Annotated in this window: 23 protein-coding genes and 1 riboswitch; of the genes, 19 read left to right on the top strand and 4 right to left on the bottom strand. The window is 62.7% G+C overall.

The genetic code is table 11. The annotated features are described in order from the left end of the window. The first annotated feature begins 101 nt into the window (after positions 1 to 101). The 19 genes from LNV23_RS21350 (at position 102) to tolA (ending at position 16283) form a co-directional block, all read left to right on the top strand. Positions 102 to 953, top strand: a complete 852-nt coding sequence (locus LNV23_RS21350) for a lytic transglycosylase domain-containing protein (protein ID WP_263564843.1) — start codon at positions 102 to 104, stop codon at positions 951 to 953. A gap of 48 nt (positions 954 to 1001) precedes the next feature. Next, a riboswitch (ZMP/ZTP riboswitch) is annotated at positions 1002 to 1140 on the top strand. Positions 1141 to 1208: 68 nt separating this feature from the next. Next, positions 1209 to 2459 carry a serine hydroxymethyltransferase gene (gene glyA / locus LNV23_RS21345; RefSeq protein WP_263564842.1) on the top strand — a complete coding sequence of 417 codons (1251 nt, stop codon included), beginning with the start codon at positions 1209 to 1211 and terminating at the stop codon, positions 2457 to 2459. 24 nt (positions 2460 to 2483) lie between these two features. After that, entirely contained in the window at positions 2484 to 2927 is a 444-nt protein-coding gene (nrdR, locus tag LNV23_RS21340) for a transcriptional regulator NrdR (protein ID WP_263564841.1), read from the top strand. 122 nt (positions 2928 to 3049) lie between these two features. Next, on the top strand, positions 3050 to 3592 hold the full coding sequence (locus LNV23_RS21335) for a GspH/FimT family pseudopilin (protein ID WP_263564840.1): 543 nt from the start codon (positions 3050 to 3052) through the stop codon (positions 3590 to 3592). A gap of 116 nt (positions 3593 to 3708) precedes the next feature. Then, positions 3709 to 4200 carry a type IV pilin protein gene (locus tag LNV23_RS21330; protein ID WP_263564839.1) on the top strand — a complete coding sequence of 164 codons (492 nt, stop codon included), beginning with the start codon at positions 3709 to 3711 and terminating at the stop codon, positions 4198 to 4200. Further along, positions 4197 to 4781 carry a prepilin-type N-terminal cleavage/methylation domain-containing protein gene (locus tag LNV23_RS21325; RefSeq protein ID WP_263564838.1) on the top strand — a complete coding sequence of 195 codons (585 nt, stop codon included), beginning with the start codon at positions 4197 to 4199 and terminating at the stop codon, positions 4779 to 4781. The genes LNV23_RS21330 and LNV23_RS21325 overlap by 4 nt, the downstream gene beginning before the upstream one ends. Continuing rightward, positions 4775 to 5503 carry a PilW family protein gene (locus tag LNV23_RS21320; protein ID WP_263564837.1) on the top strand — a complete coding sequence of 243 codons (729 nt, stop codon included), beginning with the start codon at positions 4775 to 4777 and terminating at the stop codon, positions 5501 to 5503. Before LNV23_RS21325 ends, LNV23_RS21320 begins: the two co-directional genes overlap by 7 nt. Further along, entirely contained in the window at positions 5500 to 6810 is a 1311-nt protein-coding gene (locus LNV23_RS21315; protein ID WP_263564836.1) for a pilus assembly PilX family protein, read from the top strand. The genes LNV23_RS21320 and LNV23_RS21315 overlap by 4 nt, the downstream gene beginning before the upstream one ends. A 73-nt stretch (positions 6811 to 6883) precedes the next feature. Next, positions 6884 to 8062 (top strand): type IV pilus modification PilV family protein, encoded by a 1179-nt coding sequence (locus LNV23_RS21310; RefSeq protein WP_263564835.1) that lies wholly within the window; start codon positions 6884 to 6886, stop codon positions 8060 to 8062. Between the two features lie 100 nt (positions 8063 to 8162). Continuing rightward, positions 8163 to 9155, top strand: coding sequence for a recombination-associated protein RdgC (locus LNV23_RS21305; RefSeq protein WP_263564834.1), 993 nt, complete (start codon positions 8163 to 8165; stop codon positions 9153 to 9155). A gap of 15 nt (positions 9156 to 9170) precedes the next feature. Further along, entirely contained in the window at positions 9171 to 10310 is a 1140-nt protein-coding gene (gene ribD, locus LNV23_RS21300; protein WP_263564833.1) for a bifunctional diaminohydroxyphosphoribosylaminopyrimidine deaminase/5-amino-6-(5-phosphoribosylamino)uracil reductase RibD, read from the top strand. 48 nt (positions 10311 to 10358) lie between these two features. Further along, a complete protein-coding gene (ribBA, locus tag LNV23_RS21295; RefSeq protein WP_263564832.1) occupies positions 10359 to 11459 on the top strand; it encodes a bifunctional 3,4-dihydroxy-2-butanone-4-phosphate synthase/GTP cyclohydrolase II in 1101 nt (366 codons plus the stop codon). A gap of 14 nt (positions 11460 to 11473) precedes the next feature. Next, on the top strand, positions 11474 to 11947 hold the full coding sequence (gene ribH / locus LNV23_RS21290; protein WP_263564831.1) for a 6,7-dimethyl-8-ribityllumazine synthase: 474 nt from the start codon (positions 11474 to 11476) through the stop codon (positions 11945 to 11947). After that, positions 11944 to 12480: a transcription antitermination factor NusB gene (gene nusB, locus LNV23_RS21285; RefSeq protein ID WP_411910611.1), complete on the top strand. Its 537-nt coding sequence runs from the start codon at positions 11944 to 11946 to the stop codon at positions 12478 to 12480. The genes ribH and nusB overlap by 4 nt, the downstream gene beginning before the upstream one ends. After that, entirely contained in the window at positions 12477 to 13688 is a 1212-nt protein-coding gene (locus LNV23_RS21280) for a pyridoxal phosphate-dependent aminotransferase (RefSeq protein ID WP_263564830.1), read from the top strand. The genes nusB and LNV23_RS21280 overlap by 4 nt, the downstream gene beginning before the upstream one ends. Continuing rightward, positions 13685 to 14167 carry a YbgC/FadM family acyl-CoA thioesterase gene (locus LNV23_RS21275; protein WP_263564829.1) on the top strand — a complete coding sequence of 161 codons (483 nt, stop codon included), beginning with the start codon at positions 13685 to 13687 and terminating at the stop codon, positions 14165 to 14167. Before LNV23_RS21280 ends, LNV23_RS21275 begins: the two co-directional genes overlap by 4 nt. Continuing rightward, a complete protein-coding gene (gene tolQ, locus LNV23_RS21270; RefSeq protein WP_263564828.1) occupies positions 14164 to 14862 on the top strand; it encodes a protein TolQ in 699 nt (232 codons plus the stop codon). Before LNV23_RS21275 ends, tolQ begins: the two co-directional genes overlap by 4 nt. Before the next feature lie 19 nt (positions 14863 to 14881). Next, on the top strand, positions 14882 to 15331 hold the full coding sequence (gene tolR, locus LNV23_RS21265) for a protein TolR (protein ID WP_263564827.1): 450 nt from the start codon (positions 14882 to 14884) through the stop codon (positions 15329 to 15331). A gap of 7 nt (positions 15332 to 15338) precedes the next feature. Beyond that, the gene (gene tolA / locus LNV23_RS21260; protein ID WP_263564826.1) at positions 15339 to 16283 is read left to right on the top strand and encodes a cell envelope integrity protein TolA; all 945 of its coding nucleotides are present in this window, start codon (positions 15339 to 15341) and stop codon (positions 16281 to 16283) included. A 4-nt stretch (positions 16284 to 16287) separates the two neighbouring features. Here tolA and LNV23_RS21255 read toward each other — a convergent pair whose 3' ends face one another. The 4 genes from LNV23_RS21255 to LNV23_RS21240 form a co-directional block, all read right to left on the bottom strand. After that, complete coding sequence (locus LNV23_RS21255) at positions 16288 to 16815, bottom strand: DoxX family protein (protein WP_263564825.1); 528 nt, start codon at positions 16813 to 16815, stop codon at positions 16288 to 16290. A 79-nt stretch (positions 16816 to 16894) separates the two neighbouring features. After that, the gene (locus tag LNV23_RS21250) at positions 16895 to 17695 is read right to left on the bottom strand and encodes an HvfC/BufC N-terminal domain-containing protein (protein WP_263564824.1); all 801 of its coding nucleotides are present in this window, start codon (positions 17693 to 17695) and stop codon (positions 16895 to 16897) included. Continuing rightward, positions 17692 to 18567, bottom strand: a complete 876-nt coding sequence (locus tag LNV23_RS21245) for an MbnB/TglH/ChrH family RiPP precursor modification enzyme (RefSeq protein ID WP_263564823.1) — start codon at positions 18565 to 18567, stop codon at positions 17692 to 17694. The genes LNV23_RS21250 and LNV23_RS21245 overlap by 4 nt, the downstream gene beginning before the upstream one ends. Positions 18568 to 18587: 20 nt before the next feature. Then, positions 18588 to 18866, bottom strand: a complete 279-nt coding sequence (locus LNV23_RS21240) for a BufA1 family periplasmic bufferin-type metallophore (RefSeq protein ID WP_263564822.1) — start codon at positions 18864 to 18866, stop codon at positions 18588 to 18590. Positions 18867 to 18992 lie beyond the last annotated feature (126 nt).

The raw sequence follows: 18992 nt of genomic DNA, 5'->3' as shown, positions 1-18992 counted from the left end.
GTCTTGCTTCGCCCTTTGGGTCGACCCATTATCACTGCCGCACCTTTAGCCTCTGGCGTTTGCCGGAGACTGGGAGGTGAGGAAGAGAAGAAAGGAGTCGCATGACAGCGCGTCGTGATCTTTTATCCCTGACCCGCAGTACTGGGGCCGCTGCATCCTTGTTCGTCAAGGACATTGGCCAAGGCCTGCTGGTTGTCAGCCACAACACACTGGCCCTCGTTGGCTTGGCGGTCGTGGCCATGATTCTGACTTTTGCCAGTCAAGCCGAATTGCGCCAGCAGCTGGAAGGCCAAGTCCGTGGCTGGCTGCATGCTCGCCAGGAAGCCCGTGACATCGCCGGCGGCAACACCTTGACCGGCAATGAGGAGCCGGATGCCATGGCACGCGCCACGGCCGTCGACCCTAAAGACCTGCCACGCCAGCAAGCCGCCATCGCCCAATGGGTGGCTCGGCGCTACAAGGTCGCCCCGGAACCGATCAGCCGGCTGGTCCAGGAAGCCTACACCGTGGGTCAGCGTGCTCGCGTAGAGCCCACTCTGATTCTGGCCATCATGGCGATCGAATCGGCATTCAACCCCTTTGCGCAAAGCACTGTCGGCGCTCAGGGCCTGATGCAGGTGATGACTCAGGTCCACAACGACAAATATGAGGCGTTCGGCGGCAATCTGGCCGCTTTTGACCCGATCACCAATTTGCGGGTGGGCGTCCAGGTGCTGAAGGAGTGCATTCAACGCGCGGGGAGCGTCGAGGAAGGCCTTCGTTTTTACGTGGGTGCAGCCAATTTGCCCGACGAAGGCAGCTACACCGGCCGTGTCCTGGCCATGCAAGAGCAACTCAAGGCGGTTGCCTCGGGTCGAGCCTTACCCGCCCGCCCGGCCAGCACGCCCATGGCTGCGCCCAAGCTGATCGAGCAGACGTCGCTGGACGACGAAAAGGTGGCACAGCTGCGCTGAACCGCTGCCTCGGGCCCGCGAGCGGCACCGCATGCTGAGGCTACACTCCAAGCTTCGCGCGACTGGCGATCAAGGGGGCCGAACGATCGAGCGTTGCGGGCCGCCTGAGGTGGTGGACCACCGGGGAGCGCGAACGGTGATGGGCGAATGCTCACGCCGCCTTCAGCCGTTCGCCTGGGCAGCCTCCTCGGCCTGCATCTTTTTCAATCGATGCCTGGCAAGACGGGCACTCCACTTCTAGAGCACTGCCACCCTATGTTTGACCGTAGCACTTCCACCCTCGCCCAAGTCGACCCGGATCTCTGGGCTGCCGTCCAGAACGAAAACCGTCGCCAGGAAGATCACATCGAGTTGATCGCCTCGGAAAACTACACCTCGCCCGCCGTCATGGAAGCGCAGGGCAGCCAACTGACCAACAAGTACGCTGAGGGCTATCCGGGCAAGCGTTATTACGGCGGTTGCGAGTACGTTGATGTGGTCGAACAATTGGCCATCGACCGCCTGAAAGAGCTGTTTGGCGCGAACTTTGCCAACGTGCAGCCGAATTCTGGCTCGCAAGCCAATCAAGGCGTGTTCTTCGCTTTGCTGCAACCAGGCGACACGATCATGGGCATGAGCCTGGCCGAAGGCGGTCACCTGACCCACGGCATGGCACTGAACATGAGCGGCAAGTGGTTCAACGTCATTTCCTATGGCCTCAATGCCAAGGAAGAAATCGACTACGACGCCATGGAAGCCCTGGCTCGTGAAAAGAAGCCCAAGCTGATCATCGCCGGCGCCTCCGCCTATTCCCTGGGCATCGATTTCGAGCGCTTCGGCAAGATCGCCAAAGAGATCGGTGCCTATTTCATGGTGGACATGGCCCACTATGCAGGCCTGATTGCTGCTGGCGTGTACCCCAACCCGGTGCCGCACGCCGATGTCGTGACATCGACCACCCACAAGAGCTTGCGCGGCCCGCGTGGCGGCATCATCCTGTGCAATGACGAAGCCATTGCCAAGAAAATCAACTCGGCCATCTTCCCCGGCATCCAGGGCGGCCCGCTGATGCATGTCATCGCCGGAAAGGCCGTGGCTTTCAAGGAAGCACTGACGCCGGAATTCAAGGCTTACCAAACCCAGGTGGTCAAAAATGCCAAGGTCTTGGCAGATACGCTCATTGAACGAGGCCTACGCATTGTCTCTGGCGGCACCGAGAGCCATGTGATGCTGGTGGACCTGCGCCCGAAAAACCTGACGGGCAAGGAAGCCGAAGCCATCCTGGGCGCAGCCCACATGACTTGCAACAAAAATGGTATCCCCAACGACCCGCAGAAGCCAATGGTGACCAGCGGCATCCGTCTGGGTACTCCAGCCATGACCACACGCGGCTTCAAGGAGGAGCAAGTGCGTATCACTGCACATCTGATCGCCGACGTGCTGGACAAGCCACATGACGAGGCGAATCTGGCGGTGGTGCGCGAGAAGGTCGCTGCGTTGACGCGCGACTTCCCGGTCTACCGCTGAGCCTGAACCAAGCAAGGACCGCCGATGCGCTGCCCCTTTTGCAGTCATGGAGAAACCCAGGTCGCCGAAACCCGGGAATCCGATGAGGGCGATGTGGTGCGCCGTCGGCGGCGCTGCCTCGGCTGTGACAAGCGCTTCACCACCTACGAACGGGCCGAAATCGCCCTGCCCGTGGTCGTCAAGAAAGACGGCACGCGCGCGGACTTTGACTCCCGCAAAGTCCGCGCATCCATGCAACTGGCCTTGCGCAAGCGCCCAGTCAGCATTGAGCAAATCGACGCAGCCCTGCTGCGCATCGAGGAAGCCCTACTGACCAGCGGCGCCCGAGAGCTGCCCTCGAACAAATTGGGCGAGTTGGTGATGCGCGAACTCAAGCGCATCGACAAGGTGGCTTATGTGCGCTTCGCTTCGGTCTACCGAAGCTTTGAAGATGTGGATGAATTCCGTCAGTTGATCGGCGAAATCTAACCGCCCCCCGTCCCCGCTGAGCCCCCCCCTTCGGAGGGGGCCATTTGCCCCCTTAGGGTGACAGAAAGCCATCGCACCAGCTACTAAATTTGCTGCAGTCCCCGCAGCAAATGGAGTCGGTCATGAGTCACAGCAAGTCTGTCTCGCAACGCGGTCTTTCTGGCGTCGAAAGCCTGCTAGCACTTGTCGTTTCTGCCCTGTTGGCGGCGCAAGCCCTGCCTGCCATGCAGCAGCTGAAGCAACGGAAGGCAGTGGAGCTGCGGGCTCAGACCCTGATGACTGACTTGAAACAGGCTCGCAGCGAGTCGGTGATGACCGCTGCTCAGTACCACATCCGTTTCCGCCAAATGCCCGGCGGGAGCTGCTATGTGCTCCACTCAGGCCGCCCCAACGACTGCAGCTGCGATGACAGTGGCCAAGCTGTGTGCAGCGGAGAGGCACAAGTGCTTCGCCACGAGTGGTTGCCGAGCAGCACAAGGATCAGCATTCGCGCCAACGTGGGCACTATGAGTTTCAATGCTAGGCAAGGCGCTGTCACAAGTACGGGCAGCATCGATATCACCGAAGCTTCCGGGCTTGGCATCCGACACATCGTCAGCATTGCCGGACGCGTGCGTAGTTGCGCGCTGTCATCCGGTATAGGCAACCTGCCCGCATGCGCCTAGAGCCGAAAAAGAGCGCCCCCCCCTAAGTGAAGGCCTCGCCGACTAGCGGTCAAACGCTCAGGACAAGCGGCGATTGAACGGCGACAACGTGCGAAGCTGTATCCACATAATCGCGCATGCAAGCATCGCTCAGAATCAGCTCCAAAGCGCGTCACCACCCTTGTACGGGGGATCGAGGGTTCACCCTGATAGAGCTGCTGATCGCGCTCGTCATCATCGCCATCCTGGCGGCAGTCGCACTGCCCACCTACCGCGAGTACACAATGAAGAGTCGGCGGTCTTCCGCAATTGCGGCTCTGACCGCGGTTACGCAGGCCCAAGAACGATGGCGCAGCAATCGCGCAAGCTACTCCAACTCACTGTCCAACCTTGGTTTCACCTCAAGCACCACATCCGACGGCAACTACGAGCTGAGCTTGAGCGGGCTGGGGGACCCAGCGCAGTATGTTTCAGGCTACCAAATCAAGGCAGAGGCCAAGAGTACGGGCAGCCAGTCCAACGATGTTCGTTGCGCGGTCATGATCATGCGCATGGAAGGCGGAAGTTTGCGCTACATCGCCCAGACCCAGACAGCCACTGATAGCCAACAAGAATGCTGGCCCAAATGAACGATTCAACTCGTCAGTATCGAGGTGTGACGCTGGTCGAATTGATGGTCGTGCTGGTAGTTGTAGGCGTACTGCTCAGCTTGGCATTGCCGTCACTTGCTGACCTGCTGAACCGGCGTCGTGTCCAAATGGTCGCAGACCAGCTGACCACTGACCTTGCGTACGCGCGTTCTGAAAGCGGCATCGCATTGGAGTCGGTGAGCTTGCGCTTCATGAGTGATGCGAACCAGAGCTGCTATTCCATTCTTTATTTCGGAACCATCGGCGGCTGCGAGTGCACGCGCGGCGCCGGCAACTCTTGTATCAACGTTCTGGGGCCCGGATACACCAATTTCAAGGAGATCCGAACGACACAAGTGCTGCGTGCTACCGGAGTCAGCCTCCAGACCACGGGAAGTTGGGATGCATCGTCGGTCAACCGTGTGCGATTCCTGTACCCCCAGATGACGCCAACGGTGCCCGATTTCGCCATCACCGTGAGCGGGATCCGTGGATTCACCTTGAAAGTACAGCTGAACGCCATGGGTCGCGCTATCCAGTGCACGCCCGATGGCTCGATGCCGGGAGCGCCAGCATGCTGAATTCAACTTCATCGAAACGAGGTCAAACGGGCTTGAGTTTGATCGAGTTGATGGTGGGAATCACCGTCGGCATGATTGTTGTCGCCGGCGCCAGCTTGATGATGACCAACCAGGTTGCAGAACATCGCCGCCTCACACTGGAAACCCAGATTCAACAAGATTTGCGGGCAACCGCAGATCTGATGCTCAAAGAAGTCAGGCGGGCTGGCTCTTGGGCCGTGCCGCAAAATGGGCTTTGGGCGCCTGCAGCGGCAGGCAGCCCCTTTGTCGCACCTGTGGCCAATCCCTACATCAGGCGTCTATTGGTCACTCCAAGTGAAGGCGGAGACGAACTTCAATACAGCTATTCGAAGCAAAAAGAACGATTCAATGATGCCAGTCCGCTAGAAGACAACGAGGTGAACGAGAGTACCGAAGTTTTTGGCTTCAAGCTGGACCAGGGCACGATCAAGTTCTTATTAGGCGAGACTTGGCAGCCCATGACGGACCCCAGCGTACTTGTAGTGACCGGCTTGCGGATCACCTTGAACACGCAGGAAAGTAGCTTGGCAGACAGCTGCGAGAACGCTTGTTCACCAGCGACTGGCACTTGCCCCAAATTGCAGCAAAGACGTGTAACCATCCGAATTGCTGGCCGATCCGCTCATGACGCTAACGTTGCTCGGGTACTGCAAGTATCTGCTCGCGTGCGAAATGACGAACTCGCCGGAGCCTGCTCATGAGCCCGCAAGCAAAGGGAAAGCAGGCCGGTGCAGCCACTTTGGTGGTCGTCATGGTTCTGTTCCTCATCATGGCGATGATGGCGGCCTATGCCAATCGCAATATGATTTTCGAACAGCGTATCGCCAGCAACTATTACCGTATGGGCGTATCAAGCGAGGCCGCCGAGGCTGGTCTTGAATGGACAGTTGCCATGCTCAATGGTTCGAATGTAAACGCAAGCTGCAGAGAGGCTGCTGGCGCCAGTGAACGGTTTCGGGACAGATATCTGAGTATCGCCAGCGACCGGGCAATCACCGAAAAGCTCGCTGCCGGATACATCAGCAATTGCGTGCGTTCCAATGCAGGGGGCAGTTGGGCCTGCCGCTGCCCAAACCCGAGTGCAGCCGGCTTGCCAGCCCCACCTGCGGTGGCTGCGGGAGACAACATGCAGCCGGGTTTTGCTGTATCGATCATTCCCCCGCCCATCACCAGCCCTACCTTGAAGAATCGACCCGGCGCAGTTCGACTGAGAGTCGAGGGGTGTAGCAGTGGTAATTACGTCGATTGCAGAAATCCTTCCGCCGTGGCCTCGCAGTTGCTGAGTTTGACGGTCGCAGAAGTGGATGTCGCGCTGATCAGTGCACTCAAGAACCCACCTGCATCGCCACTCACAGTCAAGGGGGCTTTGACCGTCGGTGCCACAGGGCTTGGCCTGCACAACAGCGACCCGCGCAGCTCTGGAATTCTCCTGGTGAGCGGACAGCCTGCCCTTGCCACGCTCAACCCCTATGCCGACCGTTTGGGCAGCCTACCAGGCACGCCTGGCTTGACGGCCGTCATCGAGAATGATTCGAACCTGAGTGGCAGCAGCGCAGCGCGTATGTTCTCCATGTACTTCGGCATGACGGCACCCCAGTACCGAGATCAGCCAGCCATGCGCAGGGTCAATTGCCCCGCTGGCGCCGATTGCAGCGGGACTCTCTTGGCCGCCTACAACCGCGGCGTACGCATGGCCTGGATTGAGGGGCCTTTGGTCCTGCAAGCCAACAACACCCTTGGCACCGACGCCAGCCCGATGGTGATCATTGCCAATGGCGATGTCGCCATTGATGGCCCCATGACCATTTCAGGGCTGCTTTATGCGCGCGGCGATTTGCAATGGGGCAATGCCGGCGCGGATGTATCCCTACTCAAGGGCGCCCTGCTGGTGGAAGGCAATATGGATGCGTCTGGCCGAGTGGACTTGTGGTACCGAAGCGCCATCATCGACGCCCTAAAAAACCAGACCGGCAGCTTTGTGCGCGTGCCTGGAAGCTGGTGGAACTGACATGAAGACGAAGAATCAGAGCCCGAGACTGGCCATGTCCAGAGCACACATGACGGAAGGGCGTGGTGTTGCCTTGATCGAGGCGCTGGTGGCGCTGCTGATCATGGCTTTCGGCATGGTGGCCTTGGCGGGCATTCAAAGCACCATGCGCCGCGGGAGCGATCAGGCCTTGCAGCGTGGAGAAGCTTTACGTCTGGCACAAGGTGAGATGGAAACTTTGCGCGACTACTCCGTGCTCAGCGCCGAAGCCGCAGCTTCCGGCCCGGCCGGAACTCGCGCCTATGCCGGAGTCGTTTCGGCAGCTGCGAGTGCAGCCGGCGGCAACACTGACTTCAGTGTGACCCGCACCGTCACCGACTGGGCCGATCCAGTTGTAGGACAGGAACAGGACCAATCTCCATTGCGGGAAGTCCGGCTGCGCGTGCAATGGCAGGACCGGGCTGGCAATGACCAGTTTGTCATGCTGGACAGTTTCATTGCCCGAGCGGACCCCGCCTTGGGCGCCTCTCTTGGCCTACCAGCAAGCACTTCAGCAACTCGGCGACCGGCTGAGCGCGACGTCAGCATCCCTGTCCTGGCCAAGGATCTCGGAAACGGCAAAAGTGTGTTCGTGCCGGCCCCAACTGCCACCGTCGCTTGGGTGTTCAACAACATGACCGGCACGATCACGGGCGTCTGTACGGTGGCCATGGGAACATTGAATAGCAGCCTGACGGCGGCGGATGTCGCAGGCTGTTCGAACAACACAGTGGGCTATTTGCTCAGCGGCGTGGTCAAATTTTCCTCGGCGGCGATGCCGGATCCGGCCCAACCCGGCGGCACCGCCTGGCCACTCGATGTCGGCATCGTCAACAGCAGGCTGAACGGCGCAATCAGTGCCCCGGTCCACCAGTGTTTCGATGACGCGCCGACCAGCGCAGCGAACACCATGGCTTTTGTCAGTTTCAACTGCTTTGTCGAGCCCAACAGCGCCACGCCGCGCATCTGGTCAGGACGACTCGAACTGTCAGGCTTGAATTTGGGCGGCGGCGCCGATGCCAAGAAGGTTTGTCGCTACAGCGCCGACTATGACGGCAATGGCAGTATCAGCAACACCGAGCACCCAGAGAATTACAACGCAGTGTCCGGATCTTTGGCGCGGCAGAACTTCTTGGTCATCAACGCTGCAGCCAGCTGCCCTGCGGGCGCAGCCATCAACCCAGCCAACGGCGTTTTCGTCAACAACAGCACCGTCCAACAGCAGCCTCGTTAAGTGGACCGGTCAGCGCCAGACACCGCGAGCTGAGTGACAATCCAAGCTTTGCCGTTCGCGCCCCAAGCGAGCGGGCTCCAGTGAAAAAGCAAGGACTGCAGTGTTCAAGAATTTGATGGTGTACCGCATTGCTGCGGAATGGCAGGCCACAGTTGAGCAGATTGAAGAAAGCCTAGCGAAGTCGGTCTTCGTCGAATGCGGCGCCACTCAGGCGCAGTCGCTGGGTTGGACCTCACCACGAGGCATTCCCCATGCCCCCCTGGTGGAAGACATTGGTGGCCACTGGCTGCTCAAGCTGATGCTGGAGCAGCGCGTGCTGCCCGGATCGGTGGTCCGCAAGCGAACCGATGAGTTGGCGGCTCGGATCGAGCAGGAAACCGGTCGCAAGCCGGGCAAGAAGCAGATCAAGGACCTGAAGGAACAAGCCACGCTGGAGTTGCTGCCCCAGGCCTTCACCAAGCAGTCGTCGATCCGTGTCTGGATCGCGCCAGCACAGCAACTCCTGATGATCGACGCCGGCAGCGCCAATCGCGCCGAGGAAGTCGTCACCCTGCTGGTCAAGGCGCTCGATGGCCTCAACCTGCACCTGGTGCAGACGGCCGAGTCCCCAGCCGTTTGCATGGCCGCCTGGTTGATGGATGGCGTGCCGCCCGAGGGCTTCACGATCGACCGAGAGTGCGAACTCAAGAGCGGCGACGAGATGAAGTCGGTCGTGCGCTACGCCCGTCATTCGCTGGACATCGAAGAAGTCCGCCAACATCTGCAAAGTGGCAAGGCACCGACACGCTTGGCCATGAGCTGGAAAGACCGCGTGTCCTTCATGCTCACTGACACCTTGCAAATCAAGAAGATCAGCTTTCTGGATCTCGCTTTCGAAGGCCGCGACACGCCAGAGAAGGATGAAGCCTTCGATGCTGACGCGGCCCTCGCCACCGGCGAGCTGTGCAAGCTCATTCCCGAGTTGATCGAGGGCTTGGGCGGTGAACATGACTTCTTCGCTGCTGGCGCAGCCCTGGCGGCCCTGCCGCCGTCGGAGAGCGCCAGCCTGAGCAGCAGCCAGGCCCCTGCCCTTGAAACCGCGCCCTGGGACTGAACGGTGAGCGTCACCATGGCCCTGCCCCGCCCGGCCAGCTTGGCTTCGCCGCAGGAGGCCATGGGCCATGCCCTTCGTCTTGCTGAGCTGGCCATTGGCTTGACCGACCCCAATCCGCGTGTGGGTTGCGTCATCGTTGCGCCCGATGGGCGCTTGCTGGGCCAAGGTCACACCCAGGCGGCGGGCCAGGCCCACGCCGAGGTGATGGCACTGCGCGACGCGCAAGCATTCGGTGAATCGGTCCAGGGCGCCACCGCCTACGTCACCTTGGAGCCTTGCGCCCACCAAGGCCGCACGCCGCCTTGCTGTGATGCATTGATCGCGGCCGGCCTGGCTCGCGTGGTCGCGGCGCTTGAGGACAGCAATCCGCAAGTCGCCGGCCAAGGCATGGCACGCCTCCGCGCCGCTGGGGTGGAAGCCGAGTGGTTCGGTGACACGCCCCTGAGCGCAGCAGCACGCGAGCTGAACATCGGTTTTCTCTCGCGCATGCAGCGCGGCCGGCCCTTTGTGCGCTTGAAATTGGCGGCGTCCTTGGACGGCCGCACGGCGCTGGAAAACGGTCTCAGCCAATGGATCACCGGCCCGACAGCCCGCCGGGACGGCCATGCCTGGCGCAAGCGCGCGGGCGCCGTGCTCAGCGGCATCGGGACCGTGCGCGATGACGACCCGCGGCTCGATGTGCGCCTGGTCGACACCGTGCTGCAACCGCTGCGCGTCATCGTTGATTCCCGGATGGAGATATCGCCCGCAGCCCGATTGCTGGCGCCACCGGGTCAGGTCTTGCTCTGCCACGCGCTTGAGTCACTGGAAGGGCATGCAACGACCGCCACATTGCGCGAAATGGGCGCCGAGTTAATCAGCCTGCCGGGCCCAGGTGGCAAGGTCAATCTGCCAGCCTTGCTCGACGAACTGGGCCGGCGCGGCATCAACGAGCTGCATGTCGAAGCCGGGCACAAGCTCAACGGCTCCCTGCTGCGCGCTGGCTTGGTGGACGAACTCCTGGTCTACCTGGCCCCGCTGCTGCTCGGCCCGGGGCGCGAGCTGGCTGCCCTCCCCGCCCTGAGCCAGCTCGATCAAGCCCAGCGCTGGCAGTGGCAAGAATGCACGCTGATCGGCGAGGATCTGCGCCTGCGGGCCCGGCCGCTGCGCGATTGATGACCCCGCTCCAGTTGGAGCGGCCCTGCCCCGCCTACAATCGGGTTTATGCCCATATCTCCCGTCCCCGAGTTGGTGGCCGAGCTTGCTGCCGGCCGTATGGTGATCCTGGTTGATGAAGAAGACCGCGAAAACGAGGGTGACCTCGTGCTGGCGGCCGACCATGTCACGCCAGAAGCAATCAACTTCATGGCCAAGTACGGCCGTGGCTTGATCTGCCTGACCCTCACTCGCGAGCGCTGCGAGCGCCTGCAGCTGCCGCCCATGGCCAGCCGCAACGGCACCAAGCACGCCACCGCCTTCACCGTCTCCATCGAGGCCGCCACTGGCGTCACCACCGGCATCTCGGCCGCCGATCGTGCGCGCACGGTGCAGGCCGCCGTGGCCCGCGGTGCCGAGGCGCGCGATCTGGTGCAGCCCGGCCACATCTTTCCGCTGCAAGCCCAGGACGGCGGCGTGCTGATGCGCGCCGGTCATACCGAAGCCGGTTGCGACTTTGCCCAGATGGCCGGCCTGACGCCCGCCGCGGTGATCTGCGAGATCATGAAAGACGACGGCACCATGGCCCGTCTGCCCGATCTGATCGAGTTCGCCAAGGAGCATGGGCTCAAGATCGGCACCATTGCCGACCTGATCGAACATCGCAGCCGCAACGAAACCCTGATCAGCCGCGTGGCCCAACGCAAGCTGCAAACCGCCCAGGGTGAATTCGACTGCAGCGTCTACACCGACCGCACCGGTGCCACCCACTTGGCCTTGAGCAAGGGTCAGTGGTCGGCCAGTGACGAGGTACTGGTGCGTGTGCATGAGCCCCTGTCCGTGCTCGACCTGCTGGACACCGGCTCTAGCGCCCACTCCTGGCCGCTGCCCGCCGCCCTGGCCGAGCTGCACGCCGCCCCCTGCGGCGTGGCCGTGCTGCTGAACTGCGGCGAAGAAGCCGGCAGCCTGCTGACACGACTGCAAGCCAGCGAACCCGCCCAGCCGCCGCGCACAGTGATGGACCTGCGCACCTACGGTGTCGGGGCGCAAATCCTGCGCGAACTGGGTGTGCACAAGATGCGCCTGCTCGGCAGCCCGCGCCGCATGCCCAGCATGACCGGCTACGGCCTGGAAGTCACCGGCTTCAAGGCCACCACCCCTAACTCCTGAGAGAAGCGCACACCATGCAAGGATCGGACAAAGGCCACGCCGCGGCTCAAGCCTCGCTGAACGGGCAAGACTTGCGCATCGGCATCGTGCAAGCCCGCTTCAACCACGCCATCACCAGCCGCCTGGCCGAAGCCTGCGTGGCGGAGCTGAAGACCCTGGGCGTGAGCGAACACCACATCCGCCATGTCACCGTGCCCGGCGCACTGGAAGTGCCGATTGCCCTCAACGCCATGGCCGACAGCCAAGACTACAGCGCCTTGGTGGCCCTGGGCTGCATCATTCGCGGCGAGACCTACCACTTCGAGCTGGTCGCCAACGAGAGCGGTGCGGCCATCACGCGGGTGGGCCTGGACAACCAGATCGCCATCGCCAACGCGATCCTGACGGTCGAGAACGAAGAACAAGCCTGGGCTCGCGCCGAGGAAAAAGGCCGTGACGCGGCCCGTGTGGCGGTCGAGATGGCCAATTTGATGGAAGACCTGCAGTGAACACGAACGACAAGAGCGCCACACCCCAAGCAAAAAGCGCCACTGGCAGCGCCCCGCGCAAGCGCGTGCAGCCCAAATCGGCCCGCCGTCGCTCGCGCGAAGCGGCGCTGCAAGGCCTCTATCAATGGCTGATCACGGGCGATGACGTGGCCACCATCGACGCCCACATGCGCGAGCAGCAGGACTTCGACAAGGCCGATCGCGCCCATTTCGACGCCCTGCTCAATGGCTGCATTCTGGAGGCTTCCGACCTCGACGGCGTGCTGGCACGCCATGTGGACCGCAAGACCACCGAGCTCTCGCCCATCGAGCACGCGGTGCTGATGATCGGTGCCTACGAACTCAAGCACTGCGTCGACATTCCCTACAAGGTCGCCATCAACGAAGCCGTCGAGCTGGCAAAGTCTTTCGGCGGCACGGATGGGCACAAATACGTCAACGGCGTGCTCGACCGTGCGGCGGGCGACCTGCGCCCTCTGGAAGTGAGCGCGCGCGGCAAGGCCGGCGCCGCCGGGAGTTCCGCTTCGAAATGAAGCTGGCCGGCCGACTCGACCACATCGAGCCTTTCTATGTGATGGAGTGCAGCAAGGCTGCCGCCGAGCTGGCGCGCAGCCCCATCTGCGACCCGGCGCAGGGCGGCCGCCCCATGGTCTTTCTGAACATCGGCGAGCCGGATTTCGGCGCGCCCGCGGCCGTGCAAGCGGCTGCGCAGGCCTGCATCAACGCCGGCCGCACCCAATACACCCCGGCCACCGGCCTGCCCGCGCTGCGTCAGGCCCTGTCCGATTGGTATGGCCAGCGATGGGGTCTGACGATCGCGCCCGAGCGCATCGTCATCACTGCCGGCGCTTCGGCGGGCTTGCAGCTGGTCTGCCAAGCCTTGTTCGAAGCCGGCGATCAGGTGCTGATGCCCGACCCCTGCTACCCCTGCAACCGGCATTTCGTCGCTGCGGTGGACGCTGAGGCGGTGCTGCTGCCCGCCGGGCCCGAGCAGCGTTTTCAGCCCAGCCCGGCCCAGGTGCGAGACGCCTGGACCGCGCAGACCCGAGGCGTGCTGCTGGCCTCACCCAGCAACCCGACCGGCACTTCGGTCGAACCCGAGGCCTTGCGCGAGATCGTGGCCACTGTGCGCGCGCACGGCGGCGTGACCATCGTCGATGAGATCTATCTCGGCCTGAGCCAGGACGCTCGCTTCGAGCACAGCGCATTGGCGCTGGGCGAGGACGTGATTTCAGTCAACAGCTTCTCCAAATACTTCAGCATGACCGGCTGGCGCCTGGGCTGGCTGGTGTTGCCGCCCGAACTGGTGGCACCGATCGAGAAGCTGGCGCAAAACCTCTTCATCTGCCCCAGCAGCATTGCCCAGCATGCGGCCCTGGCCTGCTTCGAACCCGACAGCCTGGCCATCTACGAACAACGCCGCGCGGCCTTCCGCGAGCGGCGCGATTACATCGTGCCGGCGTTGCAAGCCCTGGGCCTGCACGTACCGGTGTTGCCGGACGGTGCCTTTTACGTCTGGATGGATGCCTCGGACTTTTGCTCCGAAGGCCGCAGCAGCTGGGAGCTGGCCTTTGATCTGATGCGCAGCGCCCAGATCGCCCTGACGCCGGGCCGAGACTTCGGCCGCAGCGGCAGCGAACACTGGCTGCGCCTCTCCTACGCCAGCAGCATGGACGATCTGCGCGAGGCCGTGACCCGGTTGACCGAGCAACTGCCGCGTTACCGGATCGCATCCGCATGAGCTCGAAGGACATGAATCCTGGCGCCGTCGCACCCGTTTTTGAACATGGCCTGCGCGTGTATTGGGAAGACACCGACGCCGGAGGCGTGGTCTTCTATGCCAACTACCTGAAGTTTTTCGAACGCGCCCGCACCGAATGGCTGCGCCGCCTGGGCTTTGGCCAGGAAGCCATGCGCCATGAAGCGGGCGTGATGTTCGTGGTCGGCCAGACCTCGGTGCGTTATCTTCGCCCGGCGCGGCTGGATGACTGGCTGTTCGTCACCGTCGAGCCGCGCGAACTCGGCCGTGCGAGCATGCTGGTCTTTCAGCAGGCCTTCATCGAGGGGCCTCAAGGCCGCCGCCTACTTGCCGAAGGCGAGATCCGCATTGGCTGCGTGGCCTCTCAGCTGTCCGCCGAGGGCGGCACCGCCGAATTCAAACCCTGCCGTATTCCTGCCTCGGTGATCGGGGCGCTCCAAAAACCTGTTGTGGCTCTATGAACCAAGACCTTTCCATCGTCGCCCTGATCATGCACGCCAGCCTGGCGGTGCAGCTGGTGATTGCTGCCTTGCTGACCGTGTCGCTGGCCAGCTGGAGTGTGATCTTCAGCAAGCTGATCTCGCTATCGCGCATCAAACAGGGCAATGAGGATTTCGAGCAGGAGTTCTGGTCGGGCAAGAACCTCAACGAGCTCTACACCGCGGTCAACGGCAAGACCGGTGGCGCACCGCTGGAACGCATCTTTGCTTCGGGCATGCGCGAATTTTTAAAGCTGCGTGAGCGTCGCGTCGTCGAGCCCACGGCCCTGCTGGACGGCTCGCGTCGCGCCATGCGCGCCAGCTTCCAGCGCGAGATGGACACCATGGAGAGCAACCTCTCCTTCCTGGCCTCGGTCGGATCGGTCTCGCCCTACGTTGGTCTGTTCGGCACCATCTGGGGCATCATGCACGCCTTCGTCGGCCTGTCCAATGTGCAGCAGGTGACCCTGGCCACAGTGGCGCCCGGCATTGCCGAAGCCCTGGTGGCCACGGCCATCGGCCTGTTCGCTGCCATCCCCGCCGTGCTGGCCTACAACCGCTTTGCGCGCCAGATCGACCGCAGCGCTATCACCCTGGAATCCTTCATCGAAGAGTTCTCCAACATCCTGCAGCGCAACGCCACCCTGCCCGCCCAGCCGGCAGGCCCGGCGCGCTGAGAGCGCGGAGCACGCCGCCATGGCCGCCGTCTCCTCGCGCAGCGGATCCCGCCGCCGAACCATCAATGAAATCAATATGGTGCCCTTCATCGACGTGATGCTGGTGCTGTTGATCATCTTCATGGTCAGTGCCCCGCTGATCACCACCGGTGTGGTTGACTTGCCGAGCGTGGGCAAGAGCCGCCAGCAACCCGAGCATGTGATCCATGTCATCGTCGGTCCGGACGAAAAGCTCAAGCTCAAGTTGGATCAGGAAGAGCCGCAGGCTCTGACGCTCAAGCAATTGCCCGAGCGTGCGCGCCAGGCACAGGGCAGCCAGAGCAGTACGCCAGTCGTGATCTCGGCCGACAAGAACGTCAAGTACGAAGCCGTGGTCAGGGTGATGGACGTGCTGCAAAGTGCCGGCATCCAGCGCGTCGGCTTGGCCGTGCGCAATGGTGGCAATGGCAACGGCGGCGGGAACCCTTGATCCGGACATGAGCAGCCTGCCCCTGGGTGTCCGTCACCTGCATGATCCCTTGCGCCCACCGGCTCCGCCCGGCATGGGCCGCGGTTTCGCGTTTGCCTTGGTCGCCCATGCGGCCTTGCTGGCCGCGCTGAGCGCCGGCGTCAGCTGGCGCACGCAAGACCCACCGGCTTTCGAAGCTGAGCTCTGGTCCGCCGTGCCGCAAGCAGCCGCGCCCAAGCTGGTCGAGCCCGAACCCGAACCTGAACCTGAACCGAAACCCGAACCGCCCAAGCCTGAGCCCAAGCCAGAGCCCAAGGTCCAGCAACCCAGCCCAGAAGAACTCCAGGCCGAGCGAGATGCCGAGATCGCCATCGCCAAGGCGAAGGAGAAAAAGAAGCTGGAGGCCGAGCGGCAGCGCCTGGCCGAGCTCGAAGCCGAGCGCAAAAAGCAGCTGGCCCTGAAGGAGAAGGAAAAGCTCGAACGCGAGCGCGAGAAGCAGTTGCAGGCCAAGCGCGAAGCCGAAGACAAGCTCAAGAAAGAGAAGCTCGACAAGCAGCTGAAAGAAAAGCAGGCCAAAGCCGAGGAGGCCAAACGCGAAGCCAAGCTGGAGGCGCAGCGCCAGGAGAACCTGCGCCGCATCCAAGGCATGGCCGGCGCCAGCGGTGGGCCCGGAGCCACGGGCACGGCGCTCAAGAGCTCCGGCCCTTCAGCCAGTTATGGAGGCCGCATCAAGGCTCGCATACGCCCCAACATCATCTACACCGACATGCCGGCCGGCAATCCGGTGGCTGAGGTGGAGGTGCGCACCCTGCCGAGTGGCCAGATCGTGGCCAGCAAACTGCTCAAGTCAAGCGGAGATGCCGAATGGGACAAGGCGGTGCTGCGCGCCATTGACAAGACCGAGACCCTGCCGCGCGACACCGACGGCCGTGTACCGCCGGTGCTGGTGATCAGCTTCCAACCACGCGAGTGAGTGTTCAGGCGCGCCTCGCCCTGCGGCCGGCCCACAAGGCATCCAGCGACCAGGGGCCGGCACCCCAAAGTGCCAGCATCATCAGCAAAACGCCCCAAAGCTGATGGCCCAAGAGCGCCGCTGGCGCAATCTCACTGAGGCTGAGTACGGCGATGACATTGACCACGCTCAGCCCCAGCGCCGAGAAACGTCCGCCCAGACCCAGGGCCAGAAGCACCGGCAACACCAGTTCGCCCGCCGTGCCGAGATAGGCCGCCAGCTCAGGCGGCAACAGGGGCACGTGGTATTCATCCTCGAACAAGGCCAAGGTGCTGGACCAGTCGCGCAATTTGGTCAGCCCCGACAGCAGGAAGACCTGAGCCAGGTAGAGCCGAGCCAGCAAACAGGCCAGTGCTTGGGCATAGCGCTCAATGACGTGTAAATGAGGTGTCAGGGGGTCCTGCGCATCGGGCGCGCTCGGCGCTCGGCGCGGGCCGGCATCCATCAGGAACAAAAGGGCCGCCCGCAGGCTGCCGATCAATGGGGTCGCCATGGGGCAGCTCCTTGAATGGTGGAAAAAAGAAAAGAAACGGAAGGAACCCAACAGTCAGCAGGGCGAGCACGCGAATCGTTCAGCCCATTGCCAGCAAGCGTGCGGAACCCAGCCAGCCCTGCTGAAGCGCTGACTGCAGCCAGGCCCCAAAATCAAACGCGTCGCCGGACGCTGCGCTTGGCTGTGCCGCATCCAAGGCCAACTCGAGGCTCTGCCCCTGCAACAAGGCCCGCATGAACGCAGCTTCGTTCGGACCGAGCCGCTGCAGCACAGCCCGCCAAAGTGGGCGCCAGAGCACAAGCTGCACGGTGCCTGCATCTTCGTGTGGACTCTGCTCGCCCTGCCAAGCATTCCAGGCCGTTACGCTGAGCTCCAAGAGCTGCGAACCCGCGCGCAGAACCAGGGTGTATTCCGGCGGCGCAGCCGTCGCCATCAGGCCCAAGGAGTCAGAGTCAAGCGCATCGTCAGGCCCGCGTTCCAGGCTGTGAATCGCCCACTCCAATTGAGCCAATTCCGGCAGCCAGGGCTCCATTCCCGGCTGCTCGGCCAGAAAGGCGGGCATGGCTGCGCCCCATTCGCCCATATCGCCGCATTGCGGTGGACGAAGGCGCCAGCAAGCCCATGCCATGGCCGCAAAGTCGGCTTCACCCAGTACGTGCCGAAGGCGAGGAAAAGCCTGGGCCAGCACCTTATCTGCCAGCACCTGCGCATTGAGGCGGTAGGCCTGCAAACCACGCGCCAGCTCGGCCTCACCAGCGGCTGCATCGCCACCGCGCACAGCCTGAAGACCGGGTGGCATGAGCCCGACGGCTTCTTTAGCCGAAGCAGTCAAGGCCTGCAGCAAGGCCTGCTGACGCTGCAACAGGATTGAATGGCTCATGCTGGCACCGCCTGCATCTCCACTCGGGCCCTCGCCACTTCGGCGAGCAAGACCGGGAGCTCGGGAATCTCGCTGTCCCACTCAACCAGGCTCGGTACGGAGCCGAAACGGGCAATCGCAGCCCGATACACCTGCCAGACGGGCTCGGACACACGACTGCCATGGTCATCGATCACCAGACCGGGCAACTCGCGATGCCCGGCCAGGTGGATCTCGCCCACGGCGTCGGGCCGAAGCGCTTGCAGCCAGTTGACGGCCTGCTGTGCCGCAGCATCCGCGGCAGCACCGCCATTGCGGGCATTGACCACGAGGTTGTTGACATCCAGCAGCACACGGCAACCACTGCGCAGCGTCAGTGCATTAAAGAACTCGGGCTCGGACATGGCCTCACCGCACTCGACCTGCCAGCCAAGATAAGCACTGAGGTTCTCCACCAGCAGCGGTCGGCGCAGACGCTCCTGCACTTGCTGCACATGATGGACCATCAAGTCCAGACTGCTGCGTTCAAACGGGATGGGCAGCAAATCGCCGGCATGCATCAAACTCTGCTGCGCGCCGGACCAAGGCGCGTGGGTGAAGGCCGCATGGTCCGAGACCAGCATGGGCTCCACCCGCTCGACCAAAGCGGCCAAGCGATCCAGATGCCATGGATCCAGGCCGCAAGCCGATCCAAGGCCAAGGCCAACGCCGTGCAGACTGACAGGCAGGCGCTCGCGCCCGGCCATCAAGACCTGCAAGCTGGCCCCACCTCCGGCAAAGAAGTTTTCTGAATGGACTTCGAGAAAATCACAGCCCGGTTCGCTGCGCTCTGCGGCCAACACATCGTCGTAATGCGCTTGGCGCCAACCCATACCCACCAGGCCGCCTGCCATGATGATGAAGCCGTCTGGCCTTACTTCTTCAGCTTGGCTTTGGCTTCTTCGGCGCTCAGGCCGTTCTGGGCCTTGCAGCTGCCTTTGGCCACGTACTTCCATTCCTCGACGGCCATGTCCGTCTTGGCCTGACCCGCGCAGGAATGGCTGCCGCTCAGGTTGGAGCAATCGTTCTCACCGGCCTTGGCAATACCGAAGCATTTTTCCTTGGCTGTCTTGTCCTGGGCGGCGGCTTGCCCGACCAGGCCCATGGCGAACACAGCGGCCAGTGCGGCAGAAACCATTTGCTTGCTTTGCATGAACTACTCCTGATGAATGAGAAGGGAGAGGATGGAGACCTATTGAGAGACGAGGTCCCGGCGGCATGATGCCGCGGGCTAGCTTCAGTCGCAAGGCAAGGCCTAGGTCTTACAGCGTTCGTGCAA

This window comes from Kinneretia sp. DJ1R-11 (genome assembly GCF_025717595.1).
GTDB lineage: Bacteria > Pseudomonadota > Gammaproteobacteria > Burkholderiales > Burkholderiaceae_C > Paucibacter_A.
The sequence above is the reverse complement of the archived record's forward strand: the minus strand, read 5'-3'. Positions and strand labels throughout refer to the sequence as shown.

Coding starts and splice junctions, on each gene's coding strand:
- LNV23_RS21320 (WP_263564837.1), top strand. CDS start 4,775: ATGCTGAATTCAACTTCATCGAAACGAGGTCAAACGGGCTTGAGTTTG.
- tolQ (WP_263564828.1), top strand. CDS start 14,164: ATGAACCAAGACCTTTCCATCGTCGCCCTGATCATGCACGCCAGCCTG.
- ribD (WP_263564833.1), top strand. CDS start 9,171: ATGGCCCTGCCCCGCCCGGCCAGCTTGGCTTCGCCGCAGGAGGCCATG.
- LNV23_RS21280 (WP_263564830.1), top strand. CDS start 12,477: ATGAAGCTGGCCGGCCGACTCGACCACATCGAGCCTTTCTATGTGATG.
- LNV23_RS21315 (WP_263564836.1), top strand. CDS start 5,500: ATGAGCCCGCAAGCAAAGGGAAAGCAGGCCGGTGCAGCCACTTTGGTG.
- LNV23_RS21350 (WP_263564843.1), top strand. CDS start 102: ATGACAGCGCGTCGTGATCTTTTATCCCTGACCCGCAGTACTGGGGCC.
- LNV23_RS21240 (WP_263564822.1), bottom strand. CDS start 18,866: ATGCAAAGCAAGCAAATGGTTTCTGCCGCACTGGCCGCTGTGTTCGCC.
- ribBA (WP_263564832.1), top strand. CDS start 10,359: ATGCCCATATCTCCCGTCCCCGAGTTGGTGGCCGAGCTTGCTGCCGGC.
- LNV23_RS21335 (WP_263564840.1), top strand. CDS start 3,050: ATGAGTCACAGCAAGTCTGTCTCGCAACGCGGTCTTTCTGGCGTCGAA.
- ribH (WP_263564831.1), top strand. CDS start 11,474: ATGCAAGGATCGGACAAAGGCCACGCCGCGGCTCAAGCCTCGCTGAAC.
- LNV23_RS21330 (WP_263564839.1), top strand. CDS start 3,709: ATGCAAGCATCGCTCAGAATCAGCTCCAAAGCGCGTCACCACCCTTGT.
- LNV23_RS21275 (WP_263564829.1), top strand. CDS start 13,685: ATGAGCTCGAAGGACATGAATCCTGGCGCCGTCGCACCCGTTTTTGAA.
- LNV23_RS21245 (WP_263564823.1), bottom strand. CDS start 18,567: ATGGCAGGCGGCCTGGTGGGTATGGGTTGGCGCCAAGCGCATTACGAC.
- nrdR (WP_263564841.1), top strand. CDS start 2,484: ATGCGCTGCCCCTTTTGCAGTCATGGAGAAACCCAGGTCGCCGAAACC.
- LNV23_RS21250 (WP_263564824.1), bottom strand. CDS start 17,695: ATGAGCCATTCAATCCTGTTGCAGCGTCAGCAGGCCTTGCTGCAGGCC.
- LNV23_RS21255 (WP_263564825.1), bottom strand. CDS start 16,815: ATGGCGACCCCATTGATCGGCAGCCTGCGGGCGGCCCTTTTGTTCCTG.
- glyA (WP_263564842.1), top strand. CDS start 1,209: ATGTTTGACCGTAGCACTTCCACCCTCGCCCAAGTCGACCCGGATCTC.
- LNV23_RS21325 (WP_263564838.1), top strand. CDS start 4,197: ATGAACGATTCAACTCGTCAGTATCGAGGTGTGACGCTGGTCGAATTG.
- tolA (WP_263564826.1), top strand. CDS start 15,339: ATGAGCAGCCTGCCCCTGGGTGTCCGTCACCTGCATGATCCCTTGCGC.
- tolR (WP_263564827.1), top strand. CDS start 14,882: ATGGCCGCCGTCTCCTCGCGCAGCGGATCCCGCCGCCGAACCATCAAT.